This window comes from Pseudomonas sp. GL_135 (assembly GCF_057834665.1).
The window spans coordinates 2,088,572-2,107,829 of sequence record NZ_CM174408.1 but is presented as its reverse complement, the minus strand read 5'-3'; the positions used below and the strand labels follow the sequence as shown (position 1 = coordinate 2,107,829).

15 protein-coding genes are annotated in these 19,258 nt (G+C 62.2%); 8 read left to right on the top strand and 7 right to left on the bottom strand.

What is annotated here, in order from left to right; all coding sequences use genetic code 11:
- Positions 1–2 precede the first annotated feature (2 nt).
- Positions 3–1,595, bottom strand: a complete 1,593-nt coding sequence (locus AC3ISG_RS09535) for a cytochrome ubiquinol oxidase subunit I (RefSeq protein WP_489299095.1) — start codon at positions 1,593–1,595, stop codon at positions 3–5.
- Positions 1,592–1,789, bottom strand: coding sequence for a cytochrome oxidase putative small subunit CydP (cydP, locus tag AC3ISG_RS09530; protein WP_122534530.1), 198 nt, complete (start codon positions 1,787–1,789; stop codon positions 1,592–1,594). The genes AC3ISG_RS09535 and cydP overlap by 4 nt, the downstream gene beginning before the upstream one ends.
- 728 nt (positions 1,790–2,517) lie before the next feature.
- Here cydP and AC3ISG_RS09525 point away from each other — a divergent pair.
- The 5 genes from AC3ISG_RS09525 to AC3ISG_RS09505 all read left to right on the top strand — a co-directional run bounded on the left by AC3ISG_RS09525 (position 2,518) and on the right by AC3ISG_RS09505 (position 8,155).
- Complete coding sequence (locus AC3ISG_RS09525) at positions 2,518–3,315, top strand: transporter substrate-binding domain-containing protein (RefSeq protein ID WP_122534529.1); 798 nt, start codon at positions 2,518–2,520, stop codon at positions 3,313–3,315.
- Positions 3,316–3,317: 2 nt separating this feature from the next.
- Positions 3,318–4,676 (top strand): GGDEF domain-containing protein, encoded by a 1,359-nt coding sequence (locus AC3ISG_RS09520; protein ID WP_489299094.1) that lies wholly within the window; start codon positions 3,318–3,320, stop codon positions 4,674–4,676.
- Between the two features lie 15 nt (positions 4,677–4,691).
- A complete protein-coding gene (locus tag AC3ISG_RS09515; RefSeq protein ID WP_489299093.1) occupies positions 4,692–5,432 on the top strand; it encodes a substrate-binding periplasmic protein in 741 nt (246 codons plus the stop codon).
- A gap of 239 nt (positions 5,433–5,671) precedes the next feature.
- Positions 5,672–7,315: a phosphoethanolamine transferase gene (locus tag AC3ISG_RS09510; RefSeq protein WP_489299092.1), complete on the top strand. Its 1,644-nt coding sequence runs from the start codon at positions 5,672–5,674 to the stop codon at positions 7,313–7,315.
- Between the two features lie 6 nt (positions 7,316–7,321).
- On the top strand, positions 7,322–8,155 hold the full coding sequence (locus AC3ISG_RS09505; protein ID WP_489299091.1) for an AraC family transcriptional regulator: 834 nt from the start codon (positions 7,322–7,324) through the stop codon (positions 8,153–8,155).
- 32 nt (positions 8,156–8,187) lie between these two features.
- Here AC3ISG_RS09505 and AC3ISG_RS09500 read toward each other — a convergent pair whose 3' ends face one another.
- The 4 genes from AC3ISG_RS09500 to AC3ISG_RS09485 all read right to left on the bottom strand — a co-directional run bounded on the left by AC3ISG_RS09500 (position 8,188) and on the right by AC3ISG_RS09485 (position 13,225).
- Positions 8,188–8,775 (bottom strand): LysE family translocator, encoded by a 588-nt coding sequence (locus tag AC3ISG_RS09500; protein ID WP_489299090.1) that lies wholly within the window; start codon positions 8,773–8,775, stop codon positions 8,188–8,190.
- 97 nt (positions 8,776–8,872) lie between these two features.
- The gene (locus AC3ISG_RS09495; RefSeq protein WP_489299089.1) at positions 8,873–10,342 is read right to left on the bottom strand and encodes an MFS transporter; all 1,470 of its coding nucleotides are present in this window, start codon (positions 10,340–10,342) and stop codon (positions 8,873–8,875) included.
- Positions 10,343–10,749: 407 nt separating this feature from the next.
- Positions 10,750–12,183 (bottom strand): NAD-dependent succinate-semialdehyde dehydrogenase, encoded by a 1,434-nt coding sequence (locus AC3ISG_RS09490; RefSeq protein ID WP_489299088.1) that lies wholly within the window; start codon positions 12,181–12,183, stop codon positions 10,750–10,752.
- Between the two features lie 742 nt (positions 12,184–12,925).
- On the bottom strand, positions 12,926–13,225 hold the full coding sequence (locus AC3ISG_RS09485) for an ArsR/SmtB family transcription factor (protein WP_205482901.1): 300 nt from the start codon (positions 13,223–13,225) through the stop codon (positions 12,926–12,928).
- Between the two features lie 399 nt (positions 13,226–13,624).
- On the opposite strand from AC3ISG_RS09485, the gene AC3ISG_RS09480 reads away from it, so the two are divergent.
- Complete coding sequence (locus AC3ISG_RS09480) at positions 13,625–15,154, top strand: nucleobase:cation symporter-2 family protein (protein WP_489299087.1); 1,530 nt, start codon at positions 13,625–13,627, stop codon at positions 15,152–15,154.
- Between the two features lie 42 nt (positions 15,155–15,196).
- Positions 15,197–15,679: an LEA/WHy family protein gene (locus AC3ISG_RS09475; RefSeq protein WP_122534520.1), complete on the top strand. Its 483-nt coding sequence runs from the start codon at positions 15,197–15,199 to the stop codon at positions 15,677–15,679.
- Between the two features lie 21 nt (positions 15,680–15,700).
- Here AC3ISG_RS09475 and AC3ISG_RS09470 read toward each other — a convergent pair whose 3' ends face one another.
- Positions 15,701–16,747 (bottom strand): LacI family DNA-binding transcriptional regulator, encoded by a 1,047-nt coding sequence (locus tag AC3ISG_RS09470; RefSeq protein ID WP_240356564.1) that lies wholly within the window; start codon positions 16,745–16,747, stop codon positions 15,701–15,703.
- A 220-nt stretch (positions 16,748–16,967) separates the two neighbouring features.
- Here AC3ISG_RS09470 and AC3ISG_RS09465 point away from each other — a divergent pair, with 220 nt between their 5' ends.
- Positions 16,968–19,229, top strand: a complete 2,262-nt coding sequence (locus AC3ISG_RS09465; protein WP_489299086.1) for a TonB-dependent receptor — start codon at positions 16,968–16,970, stop codon at positions 19,227–19,229.
- Positions 19,230–19,258: the final 29 nt, after the last annotated feature.

Sequence of the window (19,258 nt, the reverse complement as noted above, 5' to 3'; positions counted from 1 at the left end):
CCTCAGGCCAGGGCCGGTTGTTTGGCGTGAGCAGCGTTGCCCTGCGCGCCTTGCTCGAAGTGATAGCGACCGGTGTGCAGGCTGCTCGGGCCGAGTCGGGCGAACTTGATCATCAGGTACATCTCGATGATCAGCAGGACGGTGTAGAAGCCGACCAGCGCCACAATCGAACCGATCACATCCGCCGCCGACAGGGTCGAGGCCGAGAGGTGCACGGGCAGCACTTCGCCGATGGACCAGGGCTGACGACCGTGCTCGGCGACCCACCAGCCGGTCTGGGTGGCAATCCACGGCAGCGGCAGGCTGAACAGCGCCCACTTGAGCAGCCAGCGCTTGCGGGTCTCGTTCTTGCGCGCCGACGCCCAGAAGGCACAGGCGAACAACAGCAGCATGAGCATCCCGCTGAGCACCATCACGCGAAAGGTCCAGAAGATCGACGCCACCTGCGGGATCGAGTCCAGCGCGGCCTGCTTGATCTGTTGCTCGTTGGCGTCGACGACCTTGTCGGTGTATTTCTTGAGCAACAGGCCGTAGCCGAGGTCCTTTTTCGCCGCATTGAAGGCGTCGAGGGTCTGCTCGCTCTTGTCGCCACCGCGCAGCTGGCCAAGCAAGTCGTAGGCGGTCATGCCGTTGCGGATGCGGCCTTCGTGTTCGCGGACCAGGTCCTTGATGCCGGTGACCTGCTTGTCCACCGAGCGGGTGGCAATGATGCCCATCACGTAGGGAATCTTGACCGCGTAGTCGGTGCGCTGCTCGGCCTGGTTGGGCAAGCCGAACAGGGTAAACGCCGCCGGGGCCGGTTCGGTTTCCCACTCGGCTTCGATGGCGGCCAGTTTGGTTTTCTGCACGTCACCGATCTCGTAGCCGGATTCATCACCCAGCACGATCACCGAGAGGATCGAGGCCATGCCGAATGCCGAGGCGATGGCGAACGAGCGGCGGGCGAAGGCGATGTCGCGGCCCTTGAGCAAGTACCAGCTGGAAATCGCCAGAACGAAGATCGCGCCGGTGACGTAGCCGGACGCTACGGTGTGGACGAACTTGACCTGGGCGACGGGGTTGAACAGCAAGTCGCTGAAGCTGGTGAGTTCCATGCGCATGGTGGTGAAGTTGAACTCGGCGCCGACCGGGTTCTGCATCCAGCCGTTGGCGATGAGGATCCACAGCGCCGACATGTTCGAGCCGATCGCCACCAGCCAGGTGACGGTCAGGTGCTGGGCGCGGGTCAGGCGGTCCCAGCCAAAGAAGAACAGGCCGATGAAAGTCGATTCGAGGAAGAACGCCATCATCCCTTCGATGGCAAGCGGCGCGCCGAAGATGTCACCGACGTAGTGGCTGTAGTAGGCCCAGTTGGTACCGAACTGGAATTCCATGGTCAGGCCGGTGGTGACGCCGAGGGCGAAGTTGATGCCGAACAGTTTTCCCCAGAACTTCGTCATGTCTTTGTAGACCTGCTTGCCGGTCATGACGTAGACCGATTCCATGATGGCGAGCAGGAAGGTCATGCCGAGGGTCAACGGGACGAACAGGAAGTGGTACAGCGCGGTCATCGCGAACTGCAGCCGGGAGAGGTCGACGACTGATTCCGATATCATTTTGGGTTTTTCTCAGAGGGTGCGGGTGGGGTGCCCAGTACGTGCAGGCCGGTTTGCACGCCGTCGTCCTTGATTTCGACCGGGGCGTCGAACCAGACGCTGCGGATGCCCATGAGCAGGACGAGTTTGATCAGGAGGATCAGACTGATGTCTTTGGCCAGGGGGTGTTTGAGGAAGTCGAAGGGACCGGGCATGTTGAGGACTCGTCGGGGTGCGGGGTATTTTTCCTACAGCCCCTTCGTGCACCTTTGATCCAGGTCAAGGAATCGCGTTTGCTCTGATGTGGCAGAACGCCACAGTTGTTTAAAAGCATCTGCCTGGGGGCAGATTGTTTCGCCTTCGGCGACTTACTTTTGAAAAGCACCAAAAGTAAGCAAAAGTGCCTGCTCTTGGTTTGGCCCTTCCTTCGTCAGGGTTCCTTCACTCCGGTCTTGCTCCGTGGGCCCGCGCCGAACGGACATCCATGTCCTGACGGCGCTCTCGCCGCATCCCTGCGGCTCGGCCCACTCCACAAAACCTGCGTTCAGCCTGCACCCAAGTCGCGTTTGGCGATGTCTGGACTTTTTGTGTACGAAGATCAAAAGCAGATCAAATGCTTCCCGGCTGAAGCCGGTCCCACTGACTGCACACGGCTTTTTAGTGGGACCGGCTTTAGCCGGGAAGAGGCCCGTCCGGTCACTGGAGATCGGTGGTTGCCGCGCGATGTGCTTTGTCTGGCGGTCGGGAACTTTGTGTGAGGTTGCGCGCGGCAGTGGGGGAACCCGGACTTGTCTGTTCAAGCTGTTAGGATGACCGGCAGGAAGCCGTCTCAAGTGACGGATTATTCAGCCGATATCCCAATGTGCAAGGCAGTCGGTGACGGTTGCGCCGGGTTATTCACGGCCCGGAATCGGTCGCTTTTGCACCCATGAGGTAGTTATCGATGACACTCCATTCGCTCATTCACTCGCTGGGCAGCGCACTTTGTGTGGCGCTGTTGCTGTGTACGGGGACAGGCGCGCTGGGAGCTGAATCGATTAACTCAGATGCGCTTCATGCGAAGATTCATGTCGTCACCGAAGAACTCCCGCCCTACAACATGACCCGCGACGGGGTGCTCACCGGCATGAGCACCGAGGTCGTTCAGGCCGTGCTGAAGGAGGTCAATGTGCAGGCCTCCATTCAGTCCATGCCCTGGGCACGGGCGTATGATATGGCGCTGCACACGCCCAATGTGCTGATTTACTCCATCACCCGCACCGCCGAGCGCGAGCATCTGTTCAAGTGGGTCGGCACCATCGCCGCGTCGCGCTGGTTTCTCTATTCGTCCGCCAGCCATCCCGTTACGTTGCTGAGCCTGGACGATGCCCGGGACTGGCAGACCGCGACGGTCAATGAAGATGTTGGCGAGCAGTATCTGATGGCGCGCACGTTCGAGATCGGCCATCAGCTGCAATCGAGCAATCGCTACGAATTCAATTACCAGAAACTGCAGACCGGCCACGTCGACCTGTGGATTTCCGACGAACTCAACGCTTACTACCTCGCCCGGCAGGTGGGTGATGACCCGGCCCGAACCCTGGTGCAATCCCTGCGCGTAAAAGAGCTGGAGGAAGCCGGCGGCTTCAACATGGCGTTCAGCACGGGAACGCCCGATGCCACGGTGCAGCTGTTTCAGAAAGCCCTGGAGACGATTCGCGCCAATGGCACCTACGACGCCATCGCGCGCAAGTGGCAATGAGCATGCAGAGCGAAACGCCTTCTGACGCGCCCGGCGAGACCCGCCCCACACCGCGAACCGGCCAAAGCACCGGTTCGCTGGCGCGGCGTCTTGTGCTGGCAACGCTGGCGTTCTGCGTGCTGTTCACTGCCGCGACGGTGCTGGTGCGCACCTGGTTCGCCTGCGAAACCAACCTGGCGACGATGAACGCCGAGCTGACCCTGATCGATCAGGTGTTTCAGGGCACGCTGTCCAAAGCTGTATGGGAAATGGACGACCAGGCGCTACAGACCCAGATCGACAGCGTGGCCACAGCGGCGCCGGTGGGTCGGGTACAGCTTAAGATCCTGCGGCCCGGTCGCGCACCTGAAATCCTGGAACGCCACCACCCTGGCCACGCCGGCTCGATCCGCGCCCCTGTGTTGCACCGACTACTGACCGTGGCGCCGTACCCCGGCGCCAGTGAGGTGGTCGGCGAGCTGACGATCGAGGGCGATGAGAATCTGCTCTGGGAGCGCATGTCGAAAGAGGTCGAGATCATCATCCTCACTCAGATCATTCAGTCCCTGGCGCTGGCCGGGTTGATCATGGGGATGTTCAACCGTTCGGTGACCCTGCACGTGCGGCGCATTGCCCGGCACCTCGAACACCTGACGCCGCTCAACCTAAAGACCCACCTGACCCTGGAACGGCGCGGCAAGGGGGGCGACGAACTTGACTTGCTGGAAGCGGGCGTCAATGACCTTCAGGACAAACTGGCCGCGCACCTGGAGCGTCAGGCCCACGATGAGGTCGCCCTCGCCGCCAGCCGCGATCAGCTCGCCGAACTGGTCGAGCAGCGCACCGCACAGCTCAAGGCCGCCAATACACGGCTGGAAGCGCTGACCCGCTTCGATCCCCTCACGGGGCTCGCCAACCGCCGCCATTTCGACGAGCTCAAGGAGCTGGAATTCAACCGCGCCTTGCGTCATCGCCAGCCGCTGTCGGTGCTGATGTGCGACATCGATTTCTTCAAGCTGTACAACGACACCTACGGCCATGCGCGGGGCGATCAATGCCTGCGCGACGTGGCGCTGGCCATGAGCGCGCTGTTTTCGCGGTCCGGCGAACTGGTGGCGCGGCTTGGCGGCGAAGAGTTCGCAGTGCTGCTGCCGGGCCAGGATGAGCAACAGGCGCTGGCCTCGGCCGATCGCCTGCGCGGCCTGCTGGCCCGACAACAACTGGTCCACAGCGCTTCACCGGTCTCGCCCTTCGTGACCTTGAGCATCGGCGTGGCCGAACTCGACCCGGCGAACATGGAGCACTTCGATCAACTGCTGCAGAGTGCCGACCGGGCACTGTACCGGGCGAAAAGCCAGGGCCGGGACCGCTGTGTGATCTGAACCGAGAGGGATGCCATGGGAAAAATTCATTGTCAGCACAGTGTTCTGGCCACTTTCCTGATGCTGTTCGTGTGCCTGACCGCCGACGCCACGCCGCTGCAAGTGGTGACCGAGGACTCTTCCTACAGCGCGCTTGACGGCGACAAGGTGGTCGGGGTCGCCAGTGAAGTCGTCGAGATGACCCTCGCCAACGCCGGCATCACCGACTACCACATGGCCCTCTACCCTTGGGCAAGGGCCTACGACATCGCTCGCCTGGAAGCAAACGTGCTCATCTACCCCATGATTCGCAGCAGTGCGCGCGAAGGGCTGTTCAAGTGGGTCGGCGAGCTGGAACACGTCATGCCGTCGTTCTACAAACTCCGCAAGCGCCGCGATGTGCGGGTCACGGATCTGCAGGACGCCAGTCACTACACCGTCGGCGTGGTGCGCGACGATTCGCGCCAGCAGTACCTGGAGGGCAAGGGTTTCAGCAGGATGGTGGTGTCGGCCAATAACCTCGACAACCTGCGCAAACTCATCAGCGGCCAGGTCGAGCTGATTCCCATGCCCGAACGCGAGGCGCGGGAACAATGCGCCGATCTGCACATCGATTTCGAGGACCTGGAAAGCGTCTTCACCCTCGACGAACTGTCCAAAGGTCTGTACGTCGCCCTCAGCGCCAGCACCCCGGATGAGACGGTGCAGCGGATCACCGCCGCGTTCGCCCGACTCAAGCAGAACGGCACCGTGGACAGGGTCATCGCCGGGCAGTGACAGCAAGCGGTCGCAAGCCCACCCCGGCCTGCAAAAACTGCTTTTCGCGCCCCGGAAACAAGCGCCTGCGGGATTTCACGAAGCCTTCACAATCGATTTGGAAAACTCCGCGCGGTCTGTCCCGCCTCCCCTCCCGGCAGCCATTGACTGACTCACCGCACGTCTCGGCGCTCACGTCTCGGCACTATGGATGGAAATGCCTGCTGCACCCGCACGCCAGGCACTGCGCGGCCCCTGATATGGAAATGAATCCGATGGTCAAACCGGTCACGTCTACTCGTCTGGTGATGCTGTTTTCCCTGTGTCTGGTGCTGTTTTACAACCTGGCGACCTGGCGCGCACTGATTGATCTGGCGCAGTTACAAGGCGTCAAAGCCATCGCGTTTTATGTGTCGTTTGCCCTCCTGCTGTGGGCTGCGATCACCCTCCTGCTCACGCCTTTTTCGTTTCGCCCGACGCTTAAGCCGGTGCTGAGTCTGGTCGCGCTGTGCTCGGCCGGCGCCGCGTACTTCATGAACACCTACGGCATCAGCATCGACACGACGATGATGCAGAACGTGCTCGAAACCAACCCCGGCGAGGCCCAAGCCCTGTTGAGCGGCAAGCTGTTTCTCTACCTGGGACTGCTCGGCGCGCTGCCGATCGCACTGATCTGGCGGGTGCCGGTGACCTATCGCCGCGTGTTGCCCGGGCTGGTCAACAAAGTGCTGGTGTGCATCGGCTGTCTGCTGGTGATCGCCGCTGCCGTCGGGCCTTTCTACTCGACCTATGCGCCGATCTTTCGCGATGAAGACAAGCTCACCCACTTCATCAACCCGACCAATTACCTCTACGCCATCGGCAAGCTGACCAAGCAGACCGTCGCCATCAAAGAGACGCTGAACATCCAGACCGTTGGCGCCGACGCAGCGCTCAGCCCGCAAGCGCAACAGCGGCCGAAAAAGAGCCTGATGATCTTTGTCGTCGGCGAAACGGCCCGCGCCGATCACTTCTCTCTCAACGGTTACGGGCGGGAGACCAACCCGGAGCTGAAGAAGCAGGACATTCTCAACTTCACCCACGTGGCCTCGTGCGGCACGTCAACCGCCGTGTCGGTGCCGTGCATGTTTTCGAAGTTTCCGCGCACTGATTACAGCGACAAAAAGGGCAAGACCTACGAGGGTCTGCTGGACATGCTCCAGCGCGCCGGCCTGAAGGTGCTGTGGCTGGACAACAACAGCGATTGCAAAGGCACCTGCCTGCGCGTGCCCCACAGCGACATTCCGAAAAATCAGCCGAGCCCGTTCTGCGATGGCCAGAATTGCCTCGACGAATCGCTGCTGGTGGGCTTGCAGGACTACATCGATTCGCTGCAGGACAACGCCATCATCGTCCTCCATTCCGATGGCAGCCACGGTCCGGAATACTACGATCGCTACCCCAAAAGCCTCGAACGCTTCACGCCGGTTTGCCATACCAATCAGTTGGGCAGTTGCACGTCCGACGAACTGAAAAACGTCTACGACAACACCATTCTCTACACCGACCATTTCCTGTCCCAGACCATCGAACTGCTCAAGCGCAATCAGGACAAGGTCGATGCCTCGATGATCTACGTCTCGGACCACGGCGAGTCCCTCGGCGAAAACGGCATCTATCTGCACGCCGCGCCGTACGCCATCGCTCCGACGGCCCAGACCCATGTGCCGATGGTGATGTGGTTCGGCCACTCGACCCTGGAGGACGCCGGCGTCGATCGCACCTGCCTGGCCGCCAGGCAAGACCAGCCGGACCTGAGCCATGACTATATGTTTCATTCGGTGCTAGGCTTGCTCGGCGTTACCAGCACGGAATACCAGCCGGCGCTGGACCTCTTTCACAGCTGCAAACGCAACAAGGGATGAGTTGAGATGACCTGCCAGAACCCGGTGAAACGTCTTGATCAACCGGTGTTCTGGCGGGACGCGCAGCTGCCGTTCATTGAAGCGCGCTCTATCCACGACGGCCGCAAGGTCTGTTATTCCCGTCATTCCCACGACGTGTTCTCCATCGGCGCAATCACCGCCGGGCAAAGCACCTACCTGCACGAGAAGACCACCCAGACCATCGCCGCCGGCACCGTTGTGGTGATGAACCCCGGCGAGGTCCACGCCTGCAACCCAATCGATGATCAGCCGTGGTCCTACCTGATGCTGTACGTGAACGCGCAGTGGCTGGGCGCGCTTCAGCGTGATTGCGGGGCCAACAACGGCGGCGTGTTTCGCGGGTATCCGGCCACCAACAGTCGTGACCCGCTGTTGTTCGATGGGCTGCTGGCGCTACATCGGCAGCTGGTGGATTCGCAGCTGGATACGCTGGCAAAACAGGAGGCCGCGGTCGGGTTCTTCACGCGGGTCGAACAGCGTCTGGGCGGCTCGACGCTGACACCGAGACGGGCCAATCCCAAGGTCGAACGTGTGGCGCGCTACATCGATGCGCATTACATGCAACCGATTCGGCTGGAAGACCTGTGCGCGGTGGCGAATCTGTCCGAGGCCTACCTGATTCGCGCGTTCGAGCAGCATTACCACATGACCCCGCACGCCTGGCTGGTCAACCGGCGCATCCAGCATGGCCAGGCGCAATTGCGCAGCGGCGAGCCCATCGCCGATATCGCCCAGCAGAGTGGCTTTGCCGATCAGGCGCACTTTCAGCGGGCGTTCAAAAAGCATCTGGCCCTGACGCCGGGCCAGTACAAACCGTGATCGGACTTTTCCTTGCCCGGACTTGAACGGGCTCAGACGTAAAACAGTGACACCGCGCAGCCTGCCAACAGCGCCGCCATGCTGCGGTTGAACATGCGGATACGCCGGGGGCTGCGTAAGTAAGGGCCCAGAAACGCACCGGCGCAGGCCCAGCAGCCCACCGACAGGTAGCACACGACAAAGTAAATCAGCGCAAACAGACCGATCAGTCGCGCCTCGCCATCGGCCACGAACGCGCCCATTCCCGCCACGGCCGCCAGCCACGCTTTCGGGTTCAGCCATTGCATCGCCGCGCCGTGCAGAAAAGACGGCTCGCGGGTCGGTTTGGCGACGTCGAGGCGGCCGTCGTCCATCGCCAGTTTCCACGCGAGATAGAGCAGAAACGCTACCCCCGACCAGCGAATGATCTCGGTGAGCATCGGGTAGCGCTGCAGCACTTCATGCAGCCCGAACCCGGTGAACATCAGCAGCACGACAAAGCCCACCGTCGCGCCGAGCACATGACGCAAGCTGGCGCGCAAGCCGAACTGCGCGCCCGTACTGAGCGCCACGACGTTCACCGGCCCCGGCGATATGGAGGCGGCCAGCGCAAACGCCGCCATGGAAATCATCAGGTTCATTGCACGTCTCATCTGTCATTGACTGTCAGGTGAGTGTACGAAGCGCGGCCGGGCGGTGATTGAACAAAACTGACCAATCGCCGCCCGGGTGTTTGGGTCAGTCGTGGGCCTGGGACAACGGCCGCGCCACTTCTTCGAGGGATTTGCCTTCGGAGGCCACGCCCCAGATCGCCTGCACCACTGCGGCCAGCAACATCAACACCGCGCCGATCAGGTAGCCGAAGAACACCGGCCCGCGCTCGTGGGTGTCGATCAGCTCGCCGAACAGTGTTGGACCGACAATGCCACCCAGCGCCGTGCCGAACGCATAGAACACCGCAATCGCCAGTGCACGGATTTCCAGCGGGAAGGTCTCTGCGACGGTCAGGTACGCCGAACTGGCCGCTGCCGAGGCGAAGAAGAAGATGATCATCCAGGCGATGGCCTGTTGGGTGACGTCCAGAACACCCTGCTGAAATAAATAGCCGCTGACGGTCAGCAAAACCCCGGAGACCGCGTAAGTCAGGCTGATCATCACCCGCCGCCCCACCACATCGAACAGCCGGCCGAGCAGCAAGGGCCCACAGAAGTTGCCCAGCGCCAGGGGCAGCACGTACCAGCCGATGGAGGCCGACGGCACTTGGTAGAACTCGGTGAGCACCAGCGCGTAGGTGAAGAAGATGGCGTTGTAGAAGAACGCCTGGGCGGTCAGCAACGTCAGGCCCACCAGGGCGCGACGGCGGTAGGTGTTGAACAGCGTGTGGAAAATCTCTTTCAGCGGCGTGTGGTCCCGGGCGTGCAGACGCAATGGCGGGCCCGTCGGCGCGGAGAGGTCGTGGCCCTGTTGGCGCAGGCGCTCTTCGATGCCTTCCACAATCACCCTCGCCTCCTCGCCCTGGCCGTGAATCAGCAACCAGCGCGGACTCTCCGGCAGCCACAGGCGCATCAGCAGAATGATCAGACCCAGCACCGCACCGATGCCGAAACACAGGCGCCAGCCCATGTCCGCGCCGACCCACGACGCGTCCAGCAGGACGATGGAGCCAACCGCGCCCAGGGCCGCGCCGATCCAGAAGGTGCCGTTGATGGTCAGGTCCACCCAGCCGCGAAACCGGGCCGGGGTAAATTCCTGAATGGTGGAATTGATCGCCGTGTACTCGCCGCCGATGCCCATCCCCGTGAGAAAGCGGAACAGCAGGAAACTCCAGAGGCTGAAGGAGAACGCCGTGGCGGCAGTCGCGGTGATGTAGAGCGCGAGGGTGATGAAGAACAGTTTGCGCCGACCGAGACGGTCGGTCAGCCAGCCGAAGAACAACGCTCCCAGTACCGCGCCGCAGATATAGGCACCGCCAGCCAGGCCGATGTCGGCATTGGTCAGGTGCAGCACCGGGCTGTCTTTCAACGCCCCGGACACCGAGCCCGCCAGTGTCACCTCGAGCCCGTCGAGCAGCCAGGTGATGCCCAGCGCAAACACCAGCAAGGTATGAAACCGCCCCCACGGCAGACGATCAAGCCGGGCTGGAAGATCCGTTTCGAACACCTCTCCTTTGCTGTCCGTCGCTACCGCCTGCACGCCGCTGATCGCCATGACTCGTCCCCGTGGATCGGAAGTGATCTGTGGGTTCAGAGTTCGCGGGGCGGGCGGGAGTTCAGCGGGGGTGATGGGCTCTGTGTCAGCCGCTGAACCTGTGGGACTGAGCTTGCTCAGGAGGGGCCGGAACAGTCAGCTACTTTCTTCTGTGAATGAGAGCAAGTCTTCGCGAGCAAGCTCGCTCCCACAGGATCGCGGACCGACTGGGGATATAAGAGGACTGATTTATTGGGGATATAAGGGGACTGATTTATTTACATCGCTTCACCGTAAATTAATCTGTCCCCGGCTGGGCTGAACAATGAGGCTGCTGGTACCGGCCCCTTCCCGGCTAAAGCCGGTCCCACTAACTCAAAAAAAACCCACCTGACGGTGGGCTTCTTTTTCAACGCGACTGCATGACGTTAAACGTTGAACACCGTCACCAGCTTGGTGTTCAGGTAGGCCTCGATCGCTTCGGTACCGCCCTCGGACCCGTAGCCGGAATCCTTGATGCCACCGAACGGCACTTCGACCAGGCCGATGCCCTGGTGGTTGATCGACAGCATGCCGGCTTCGATGCGGGTGCTGAGGATGTGGGTGGTTTTCATCGACGAAGTAAACGCATACGACGCCAGACCAAACGGCACGCGGTTGGATTCCTTGACGGCATCCTCAACCGTGTCGAACGGCACCAGCAGCGCCACCGGGCCAAACGGTTCTTCGTTCATGATGCGCATTTCGGTGGTCAGGCCGCTGAGGACAGTGGGCTGGAAGAAGTAGCCCGGCCCTTCAATAGCCTTGCCGCCGACGTGGACCTTGGCGCCCTTGTCGCTGGCGTCCTTGATCAACGCCGACAATGCCGGAATGCGCCGCTCATTGGCCACCGGGCCCATGGTCACGCCCTGCTCCAGGCCGTTGCCGACTTTCAGCTCGTGGGCATGGCCGACGAACTTCTCGACGAATTCATTGAACACGCCGCGCTGAACCAGAATCCGCGTGGGTGACACGCAGACCTGCCCGGCATTGCGGAATTTGGCACCGGCCAGCGTGCGGGCGGCCAGGTCGATATCGGCGTCGTCGAACACCAGCGCCGGGGCGTGGCCGCCGAGCTCCATGGTCGCGCGCTTCATGTGCTGACCGGCCAGCGCTGCCAGTTGCTTGCCGACCGGGGTCGAGCCGGTGAAGGTGACTTTCTTGATGTTCGGGTGGGCAATCAGGTAGCTGGAAATCTGTGCAGGGTCGCCGTATACCAGGCCGATGACGCCCGCCGGAACGCCGGCATCGACGAACGCGCGGACCAGTTCGGCAGGCGACGCCGGGGTTTCTTCCGGGGCCTTGACGATGATCGAGCAGCCAGCGGCGAGCGCGGAGGACAGTTTGCGTACTACCTGGTTGATCGGGAAGTTCCACGGCGTGAAGGCCGCCACCGGGCCGACCGGCTCTTTGATGACTTTCTGCTCCACCGAGACATTGCGCGATGGGACCAGTCGGCCATAGGCGCGACGGCCTTCTTCGGCCAGCCAGTCGATGATGTCGGCGGCGGACAGGGTTTCCATGCGCGCTTCGGCCAGGGGTTTGCCCTGTTCCTGGGTCATGATGTTGGCGATGTGGTCGACGCGGTCGCGCAGCAGGTTGGCGGCCTTTTGCATGATTTTGTAGCGGTCGTAGGCCGGGGTGCTGCGCCAGGTTTCAAAGCCGCGCTCGGCCGCTGCCAGGGCCTGATCCAGATCGGCGATGTCGGCATGGGCTACGGTGCCGAGGGTTTCGCCATCGGCGGGGTTGATGACGTCGAGGGTGCGGCCGTCTGCACTGGCACGCCATTGACCATCGATGAAGAGCTGAACGTCTGGGTACATGGGGAACTCCGGATGCGGGATTGTTCAAGACATAGGGGTTGTCAGGGCTTTTTTCAATGGGGCTGAAGAAGATTTGAAGCGGATCAAGGGCGTCGGCCTGGGGGCCGACTGTTTCGCCTTCGGCGAGTTACTTGGAAAAGCACCCCAAGTAACCAAGGGTGCTTGCTCTCGGTTGGGCCCCTCGTTCCTCGGGGTTCCTTCACTCAGGTCTCGCTCCGTGGGCCCGCCGCCATCCGCCATCCATGGCGGGGGGCGGCTCTCGCGGCATCCATGCCGCTCGGCCCACTCCGCAAGACCTGCGTTCAGCCTGCACCAAAGTCGCGATTGGCGGTGACTGAGCTTTTTGCGTACGAAGATCAAGAGCAGATCAAAGGCGAAGCAAAGCAGATCAAGAGCTTCCCGGCTGAAGCCGGTCCTACAGTCCGGGCCAATCCCACTGACTGCACACGGTGCCCTTTTGTTGATGGTTCCCACGCTCCGCGTGGTAACACCGCCCCGGACGCTCCGCGTCCTGCGGACGACGCGCATTCAAGCCATGGAGGTGACGCGGAGCGTCACGGAATGCATTCCCACGCGGAGCGCGGGAACGATCATCCCACTGACTGCACCTGTCGCTTTTTTAGTGGGACCGGCTTTAGCCGGGAAGACGCCGGTTTGTTCACCCTAGATGTTGATGGTTCCCACGCTCCGCGTGGTAACACCGCCCCGGACGCTCCGCGTCTTGCAGATCGCACGGGGTGTATTAGATCTGCATCAACTGCCGAGCGTAGGCGTGGAGCACCTCGCGCTGGATGATGAAACTGGCGTATTTGCCTTCGCGCAGGGTGGCGATGAGGCCGGCGCGCTCGAGCTCTTTGGTGTGGTGGGAGACGGTGGCGGCGCTGACCGGATGGACCTTCAGCACTTCGGCGCAGGGCAGCGCCTGTTCGCTGTCGCCGATCTGAATCAGGATCCGAAAGCGTCGGCTGTCCGCCAGCGCCCGGGCGATCAATGCAATTTGCGACTCACTCAACGGGAACTGCTGTGCCGTGCTCTTGATCATCGTGACGCCTCAGTAAAAACCTCCTTGTCCAGAGATACTGCGGAACAAACTCGACAGGCTGATGACGGTCACCACTGATGGCGGTCGACACGGGCGGTCATCATTATGGAGGCTTTCGGCAAAAGATGGTTCAGCGCCGTGAGCATTTGCCTGGAACCCGCCGACATCGATCGCTGACCTGGGTAATGTTTTCTGGCATCCTGCGCGCCCTTTTTCCCACGGCCGACTGCCATGCCTCGCCCTGCGATTTGTACACAATCTTTTACCGAAATGTATTTCTACGTGTGGACATGTTGTACAGTCGCCAATCCTGACCGGCAAGACAAGATGTCCGCACCGGTCGGAGATGTGTCATCCGCAAAGCCCATGACCCCATAAAAACAAAATGGCAGGCTAACCATGACCGCACCCCGCAACAGCGCCCCGACCCGCTCGGCTTCTGCTTCAGTTTCATCCAGAACAGACCTCATCTACGGCCTGCATGACCGACCGCATTTCACCGCCGCGATCTTTGCCGCGTTGCAGCACGTGCTGGCCAGTTTCGTCGGCATCATCACCCCTACCCTTATCGTCGGCAGCGTGCTCGGGCTCGACAGTGAAGTGCCGTACCTGATCAGCATGGCGTTGTTCGTGTCCGGGCTGGGCACCTTCATTCAGGCCAAACGCTTCGGCCCGATCGGCTCGGGGCTGCTGTGTCTGCAGGGCACCAGTTTCTCCTTTCTCAGCGTCATACTCAGCGCGGGGTTTCTGGTGAAGAGCCGGGGCGGCGGCACAGAGGAAATCCTTTCCACGATCTTCGGCGTGTGCTTCTGCGCGGCGTTCGTCGAAGTCGCCCTCAGCCAGTTCATCGGTAAATTGCGCAAACTGATCACCCCGGTGGTTACTGGCACGATCATTACCCTGATGGGCCTGTCGCTGTTGAAAGTGGCGATGACCGACATGGCCGGCGGCTTTGGCGCCAGCGACCTGGGTTCGGCGGCGAACATGGGCCTGGCAGGGCTGGTGCTGATCACCATTGTGGTACTCAACCGGTTCAACATCCCGTTACTGCGCCTGAGTGCGATCATCATCGCCCTGGCCCTGGGCTTCGCCGTCGCGTGGTTCATGGGTCGGGTGGATTTCGCGCAGATGCCCCATGTTCCGGTGATGAGCCTGCCGGTGCCGTTCAAATACGGCTTTTCCTTCGATTTGCTGGCGTTCATCCCGATCGCGGTGATCTTTCTCGTGTCGCCGCTGGAGGCCGCCGGGGACCTTACCGCCAATTCGATGATTTCCCGGCAGCCGGTGAGCGGGCCGGTGTACATCCGCCGGATCAAGTCGGGGCTGCTGGCGGACGGGCTGAATTCGGCGCTGGCCGCGACCTTCAACAGCCTGCCCATGGTGACGTTCGCGCAGAACAACGGGGTCATTCAGCTGACCGGCGTGGCCAGCCGCTACGTGGCGTTTTACATCGCCGGGATTCTGGTGCTGCTGGGCCTGTTTCCGGTCATCGGCGCGGTGCTGCAGCTGATGCCGAAGCCGGTGCTGGGCGGCGCGACGCTGATCATGTTCGGCACCGTGGCGGTGGCGGGCATCAAGATCCTCTCGGAAGCCGGCCTGCATCGGCGCAATATGCTGATCGTGGCGATTTCCCTGGGCATGGGCCTGGGCGTCGCTGCCGTGCCGGAGGTCTTGCGCGAGCTGCCCAAGGCGCTGCACAACATTTTCGAATCACCCATCACCGTCGGCGCGTTCTGCGCGATCCTCCTCAATATCTTTCTGCCGGAGGAATACCAGGAGCCGGAGCTCACCGAATTCGACCCGGAAGCCGCGACCTTGAAGGTGCTGCAGGACCCGTCCCGCGGCCCCGATGCAGAAGCTGATGCAGCTCCTGACGCAGAACCTCTTCCGGCGCGCGGGGTCGCACACTTGAATCGTCAGGACGTTTGAAGGGGCATGTTGTGCCCCAACGGCCTGCCACGGGAGTCACCAATGCCGCTACGCCTGATCCGCACCCTCCTCGCCGGCCTGACCATGGTGCTCGCACTGAGCGCCTGCGCGCTGTTTCCCAACCGCGACCCGTTGAACATCAACGTGGTAGGCATCGATCCCCTGCCCGGCCAGGATCTGGAAATCCGCTTCGCCGTGAAGCTGCGCCTGCAAAATCCCAACGACACCGACATCCAGTACGACGGCGTCGCGCTGAACCTGGACGTCAATGGCCGGTTGCTGGCGACCGGCGTGAGCGATCAAAAAGGCACGATCGGGCGTTTCTCCGAGGGCGTACTGACCGTGCCGGTCACCGTTTCAGCCTTTGCCGCCCTGCGCCAGGCGGTGGGCCTTGCTGATCAGCAGCGCCTGGACAACCTGCCCTACGAGCTGCACGGCAAGCTGGCCGGCGGACTGTTTGGCACTATGCGCTTTGAGGACAGCGGCACGCTGAGCCTGCCGAAACCGGCCAGCGGCACTTGGTGATGGCGGCTTAGCAGAACGTCGCTAGCTGCTTTCCCGGCCGATCAACCGGCACTCCAGCAAATTCAACCGCTGAAAGACCTCGTCCGCGCCGATTACCCCCAGGCGCTGCAGCACCCGCTCGGCAGCAAGCACGCCAATCTGCAACGCGGGCGGCTTGATCGTGCTGAGGCTGGGCATAAGCATTTCGGCGAAGGGGTAATCGCCGAAACCCAAGATTGCGCAATCACCCGGAATGCTCACCCCTGCACGCTGCGCCGCGAGCAACCCTCCGGCAGCCAGATTGTCGTTGGCGAAGAAGATCGCATCAGGAGGCGTGGCGTGCTGCATCAGACCGGTGAGCGCCTGCTTGCCGGCTTCGAACGGCGCAAGATCGCCGGCCGGCGTGAAAATCTGCGGGCTGACCCCGGCCGCTTCCAGCGCCTGCACATACCCGGCGCAACGCTCCTGAGCGCTGAAGTCCCCCGCCGCGCTGTTGAGCACGAACGCCACGCGCCGATAACCGCGCTCCAGCAGATAACGCGCACCGGTAACGCCCACTTCATGGTGGGAAAAGCCAATCTGGATCGGCGCGCGGTCGGGCTGGTAGTCCCAGGTTTCGATCAGCGGGATGTCCGCCGCCGCGAGCATCTTCTCCGTGGCCTCGCTGTGGAAGTGGCTGGTGACCACCAGCGCAGCGGGTGACCAGCCGAGAAACGCACGGATCGCCCGCTCTTCCTGCTCGGTGGAGAAATAGCTCGACGCCAGCAGCAGCTGATAACCGTGCTGCGCCAGGGTGTCGCTGAAGCCCTGAATGGTGTCGGCGAAGATCGGCCCGGAGATGTTCGGCACCACCATCGCCACGATCCTGCCCCTGGCCGACGCCAGCCCTCCGGCGACCAGATTGGGCACGTAACCCAGCTCGGCAACGGCCGCTGCGATGCGCTGACGATGCTCGTCGGACACCTGATCAGGCTGATTGAAGTAACGCGACACGGTCATCGTCGACACGCCGACATGGCGGGCCACGGCGTCCTGGGTCACGCGCCCGGCACCCCGTCGCTTGCGTGGGGGATCTGCTGTGTCGGTCAAAACGCCCGCTCCTGCCGAAAGACTGGTTATAACCAGAGATTATTTAAAGCTGATTTTTCAGTATTGGACGGTCTATCCAACGATTACCGATACTGGCGATGTTAGCGCTAACCGACAGTATCAGCTACTCGCTTGAGCGAATGCCCACCTCTCTGCCGCGCAGCATACCCAGTGGCCGCAGAGCCACCTTCCGACAGGCATTCATCAGCGAGCAACGATCATGCGACAAACCGGGGCGTTCCATTTACCGAGTCATCTGAGCCAAGCCGTTGCGGCGGCGCTGAAGCTATCACTGGCACTTGCACTGCCGCTGTGCGCACTGCCGGTCTTCGCGGCGGACCTGTCGACCGCGCCCTCGGGCGCGGAGCAGGCACCGGAAACCGCCACTCTGCAGGCCGTGACGGTCACCGCCACCCGCCGGGAAGAACCGCTGCAGCAGGTGCCGGTCGCCGTCACGGTGCTGGATGGCGAACAGCTGGAGCGCGACAACCGCAACGGCGTCGCCAGCATCGCGCAACAGGTGCCTGCGCTGAATTTCCGCACCGGTGCCTCGAACAAGGACACCTCACTGTTCATGCGCGGCGTCGGCACCATTTCCACATCCCCGGGCGTCGAGCCCACGGTTGCGACGGTGGTGGACGGCGTGGTCTACGCGCGGCCCGGCCAGGCGACGCTGGACCTGCTGGACCTGGAGCGCATCGAAGTCCTGCGCGGCCCCCAAGGCACGCTATTCGGCAAGAACGCCTCGGCCGGTGTGTTGAACATCGTCAGCAAGGCGCCCACCGCCGAGACCCATGGCTACATCGATCAGTCCTACTACAGCGGCAACGAAAGCCGCACCCGTTTCGGCATTGGCGGCAGCCTGATCCCCGAAACCCTGAAGGCCTCGGTCACGACGTTGTTCGGCACCTACGACGGCAACGTGCACAACAAGGCCAACGGCCAGGAGGTCAACGGGTACAACCACAAAGGCGCGCGCGGCAAGCTGGATTTCACCCCCAACGAGGACGTCAAACTGACCGTCATCGGCGACTACATGCAGTCTCACGATGACACCCCCAACGGCGTCATCAGCCAGTCGCTGACACCGGCCTTCGCCAACGCGCTGTCGCCAGTACGCGCCAGCCACGACAACCGCGACCTGGTCAGCGATGACCGCAGCCATGTCGACGACATCAACAAGGGCTTGTCGGCGCAACTGGACTGGAACCTGGGCGATTACACGCTGACCTCGATCACCGCGTGGCGTGGCTGGAACAATACGCAGTGGCAGGATGGTGACCGACTGGCCAACGTCAGCGCCGCCTTCCCGGCCACCGCAGACAAGGGCGATCTGGATTTCAATCAATACTCCCAGGAGCTGCGACTGGCCTCGCCGAAAGGGCAGTTCCTCGAGTACGTCGGCGGCCTGTATTACATGCACGGCAAGGACGACGAAACCTACCGCCGCACGCTGATCACGCCCACCGCGACCAACACCGGCGTCGCCGATTACAGCACCACCAGCGACAGCTACGCGGTGTTCGGCGAAAGCACGCTGAATTTCACCTCGGCGTTTCGCGGCATCGCCGGTCTGCGCTGGACCCACGACGACCTGGAATACGATCACCGCCGCGTCTCGACGTCCGCCACCACGGTCAGCGGCATTCAGCCCGGCACCAGCAGCTCCGGTTCGGTGGACGAAGACGGCTGGTCCGGGCGGCTGGGCGTGCAATATGACTTGAGCGATTCGGTCATGGCTTACCTCACCTACTCGCGCGGCTACAAAGGCCCGGCCTACAACGTGTTCTTCAACATGCAGCCCCGGGACACCGGCGCCCTCAAACCTGAAACCTCGAACAACTGGGAGCTGGGCATCAAGGCCACCACCTGGAACCACCGCCTGACCACCAACGTTGCGGTGTTCCACAGCGAGTACAGCAACTATCAGGCGAACTTTTTCGACAGCGTCGCGGGCCAGGTGGTGACCCGGCTGATCAACGCCGGCAGCGTCAGCACCGAAGGGGTCGAGGCCGATTACGCCTTGCAGGCCACACGCAACCTGAAGTTCTCCGGCGCCATCGCCTACACCAAGGCGCGCATCGACCAGTTCAGCTGCCCGGCGGGCGCGGCGGCGTCCTGTGACGTGAACGGCAAGACGCTGCCCTACGCGCCGGACTGGAAAAGCTACGTGCGCGCCGATTACACCATCCCGCTGGACAATGGGCTGGACATCGAACTGGGCACTGACTACAGCTGGCAGAGCGAAGTGCAGTACGACATCAGCCAGAACCCGGACACCAAACAGGGCGCCTACGGCCTGTGGAACGCCAGCGCAGCCGTGGCCGATTACAGCAACGGCTGGCGCGTCGCGGTGCTGGTAAAAAATCTCACCGACAGATCCTATTCCCCCCTGCTTGCCAGCGGCACGGGCTACATCTACCGCGCCGTGCCACGGGACGACGAGCGCTACTTCGGCGTGCAAGTGCGCAAGGATTTCTGAGCATGGGCGAACCTTCACAAGGACACTTC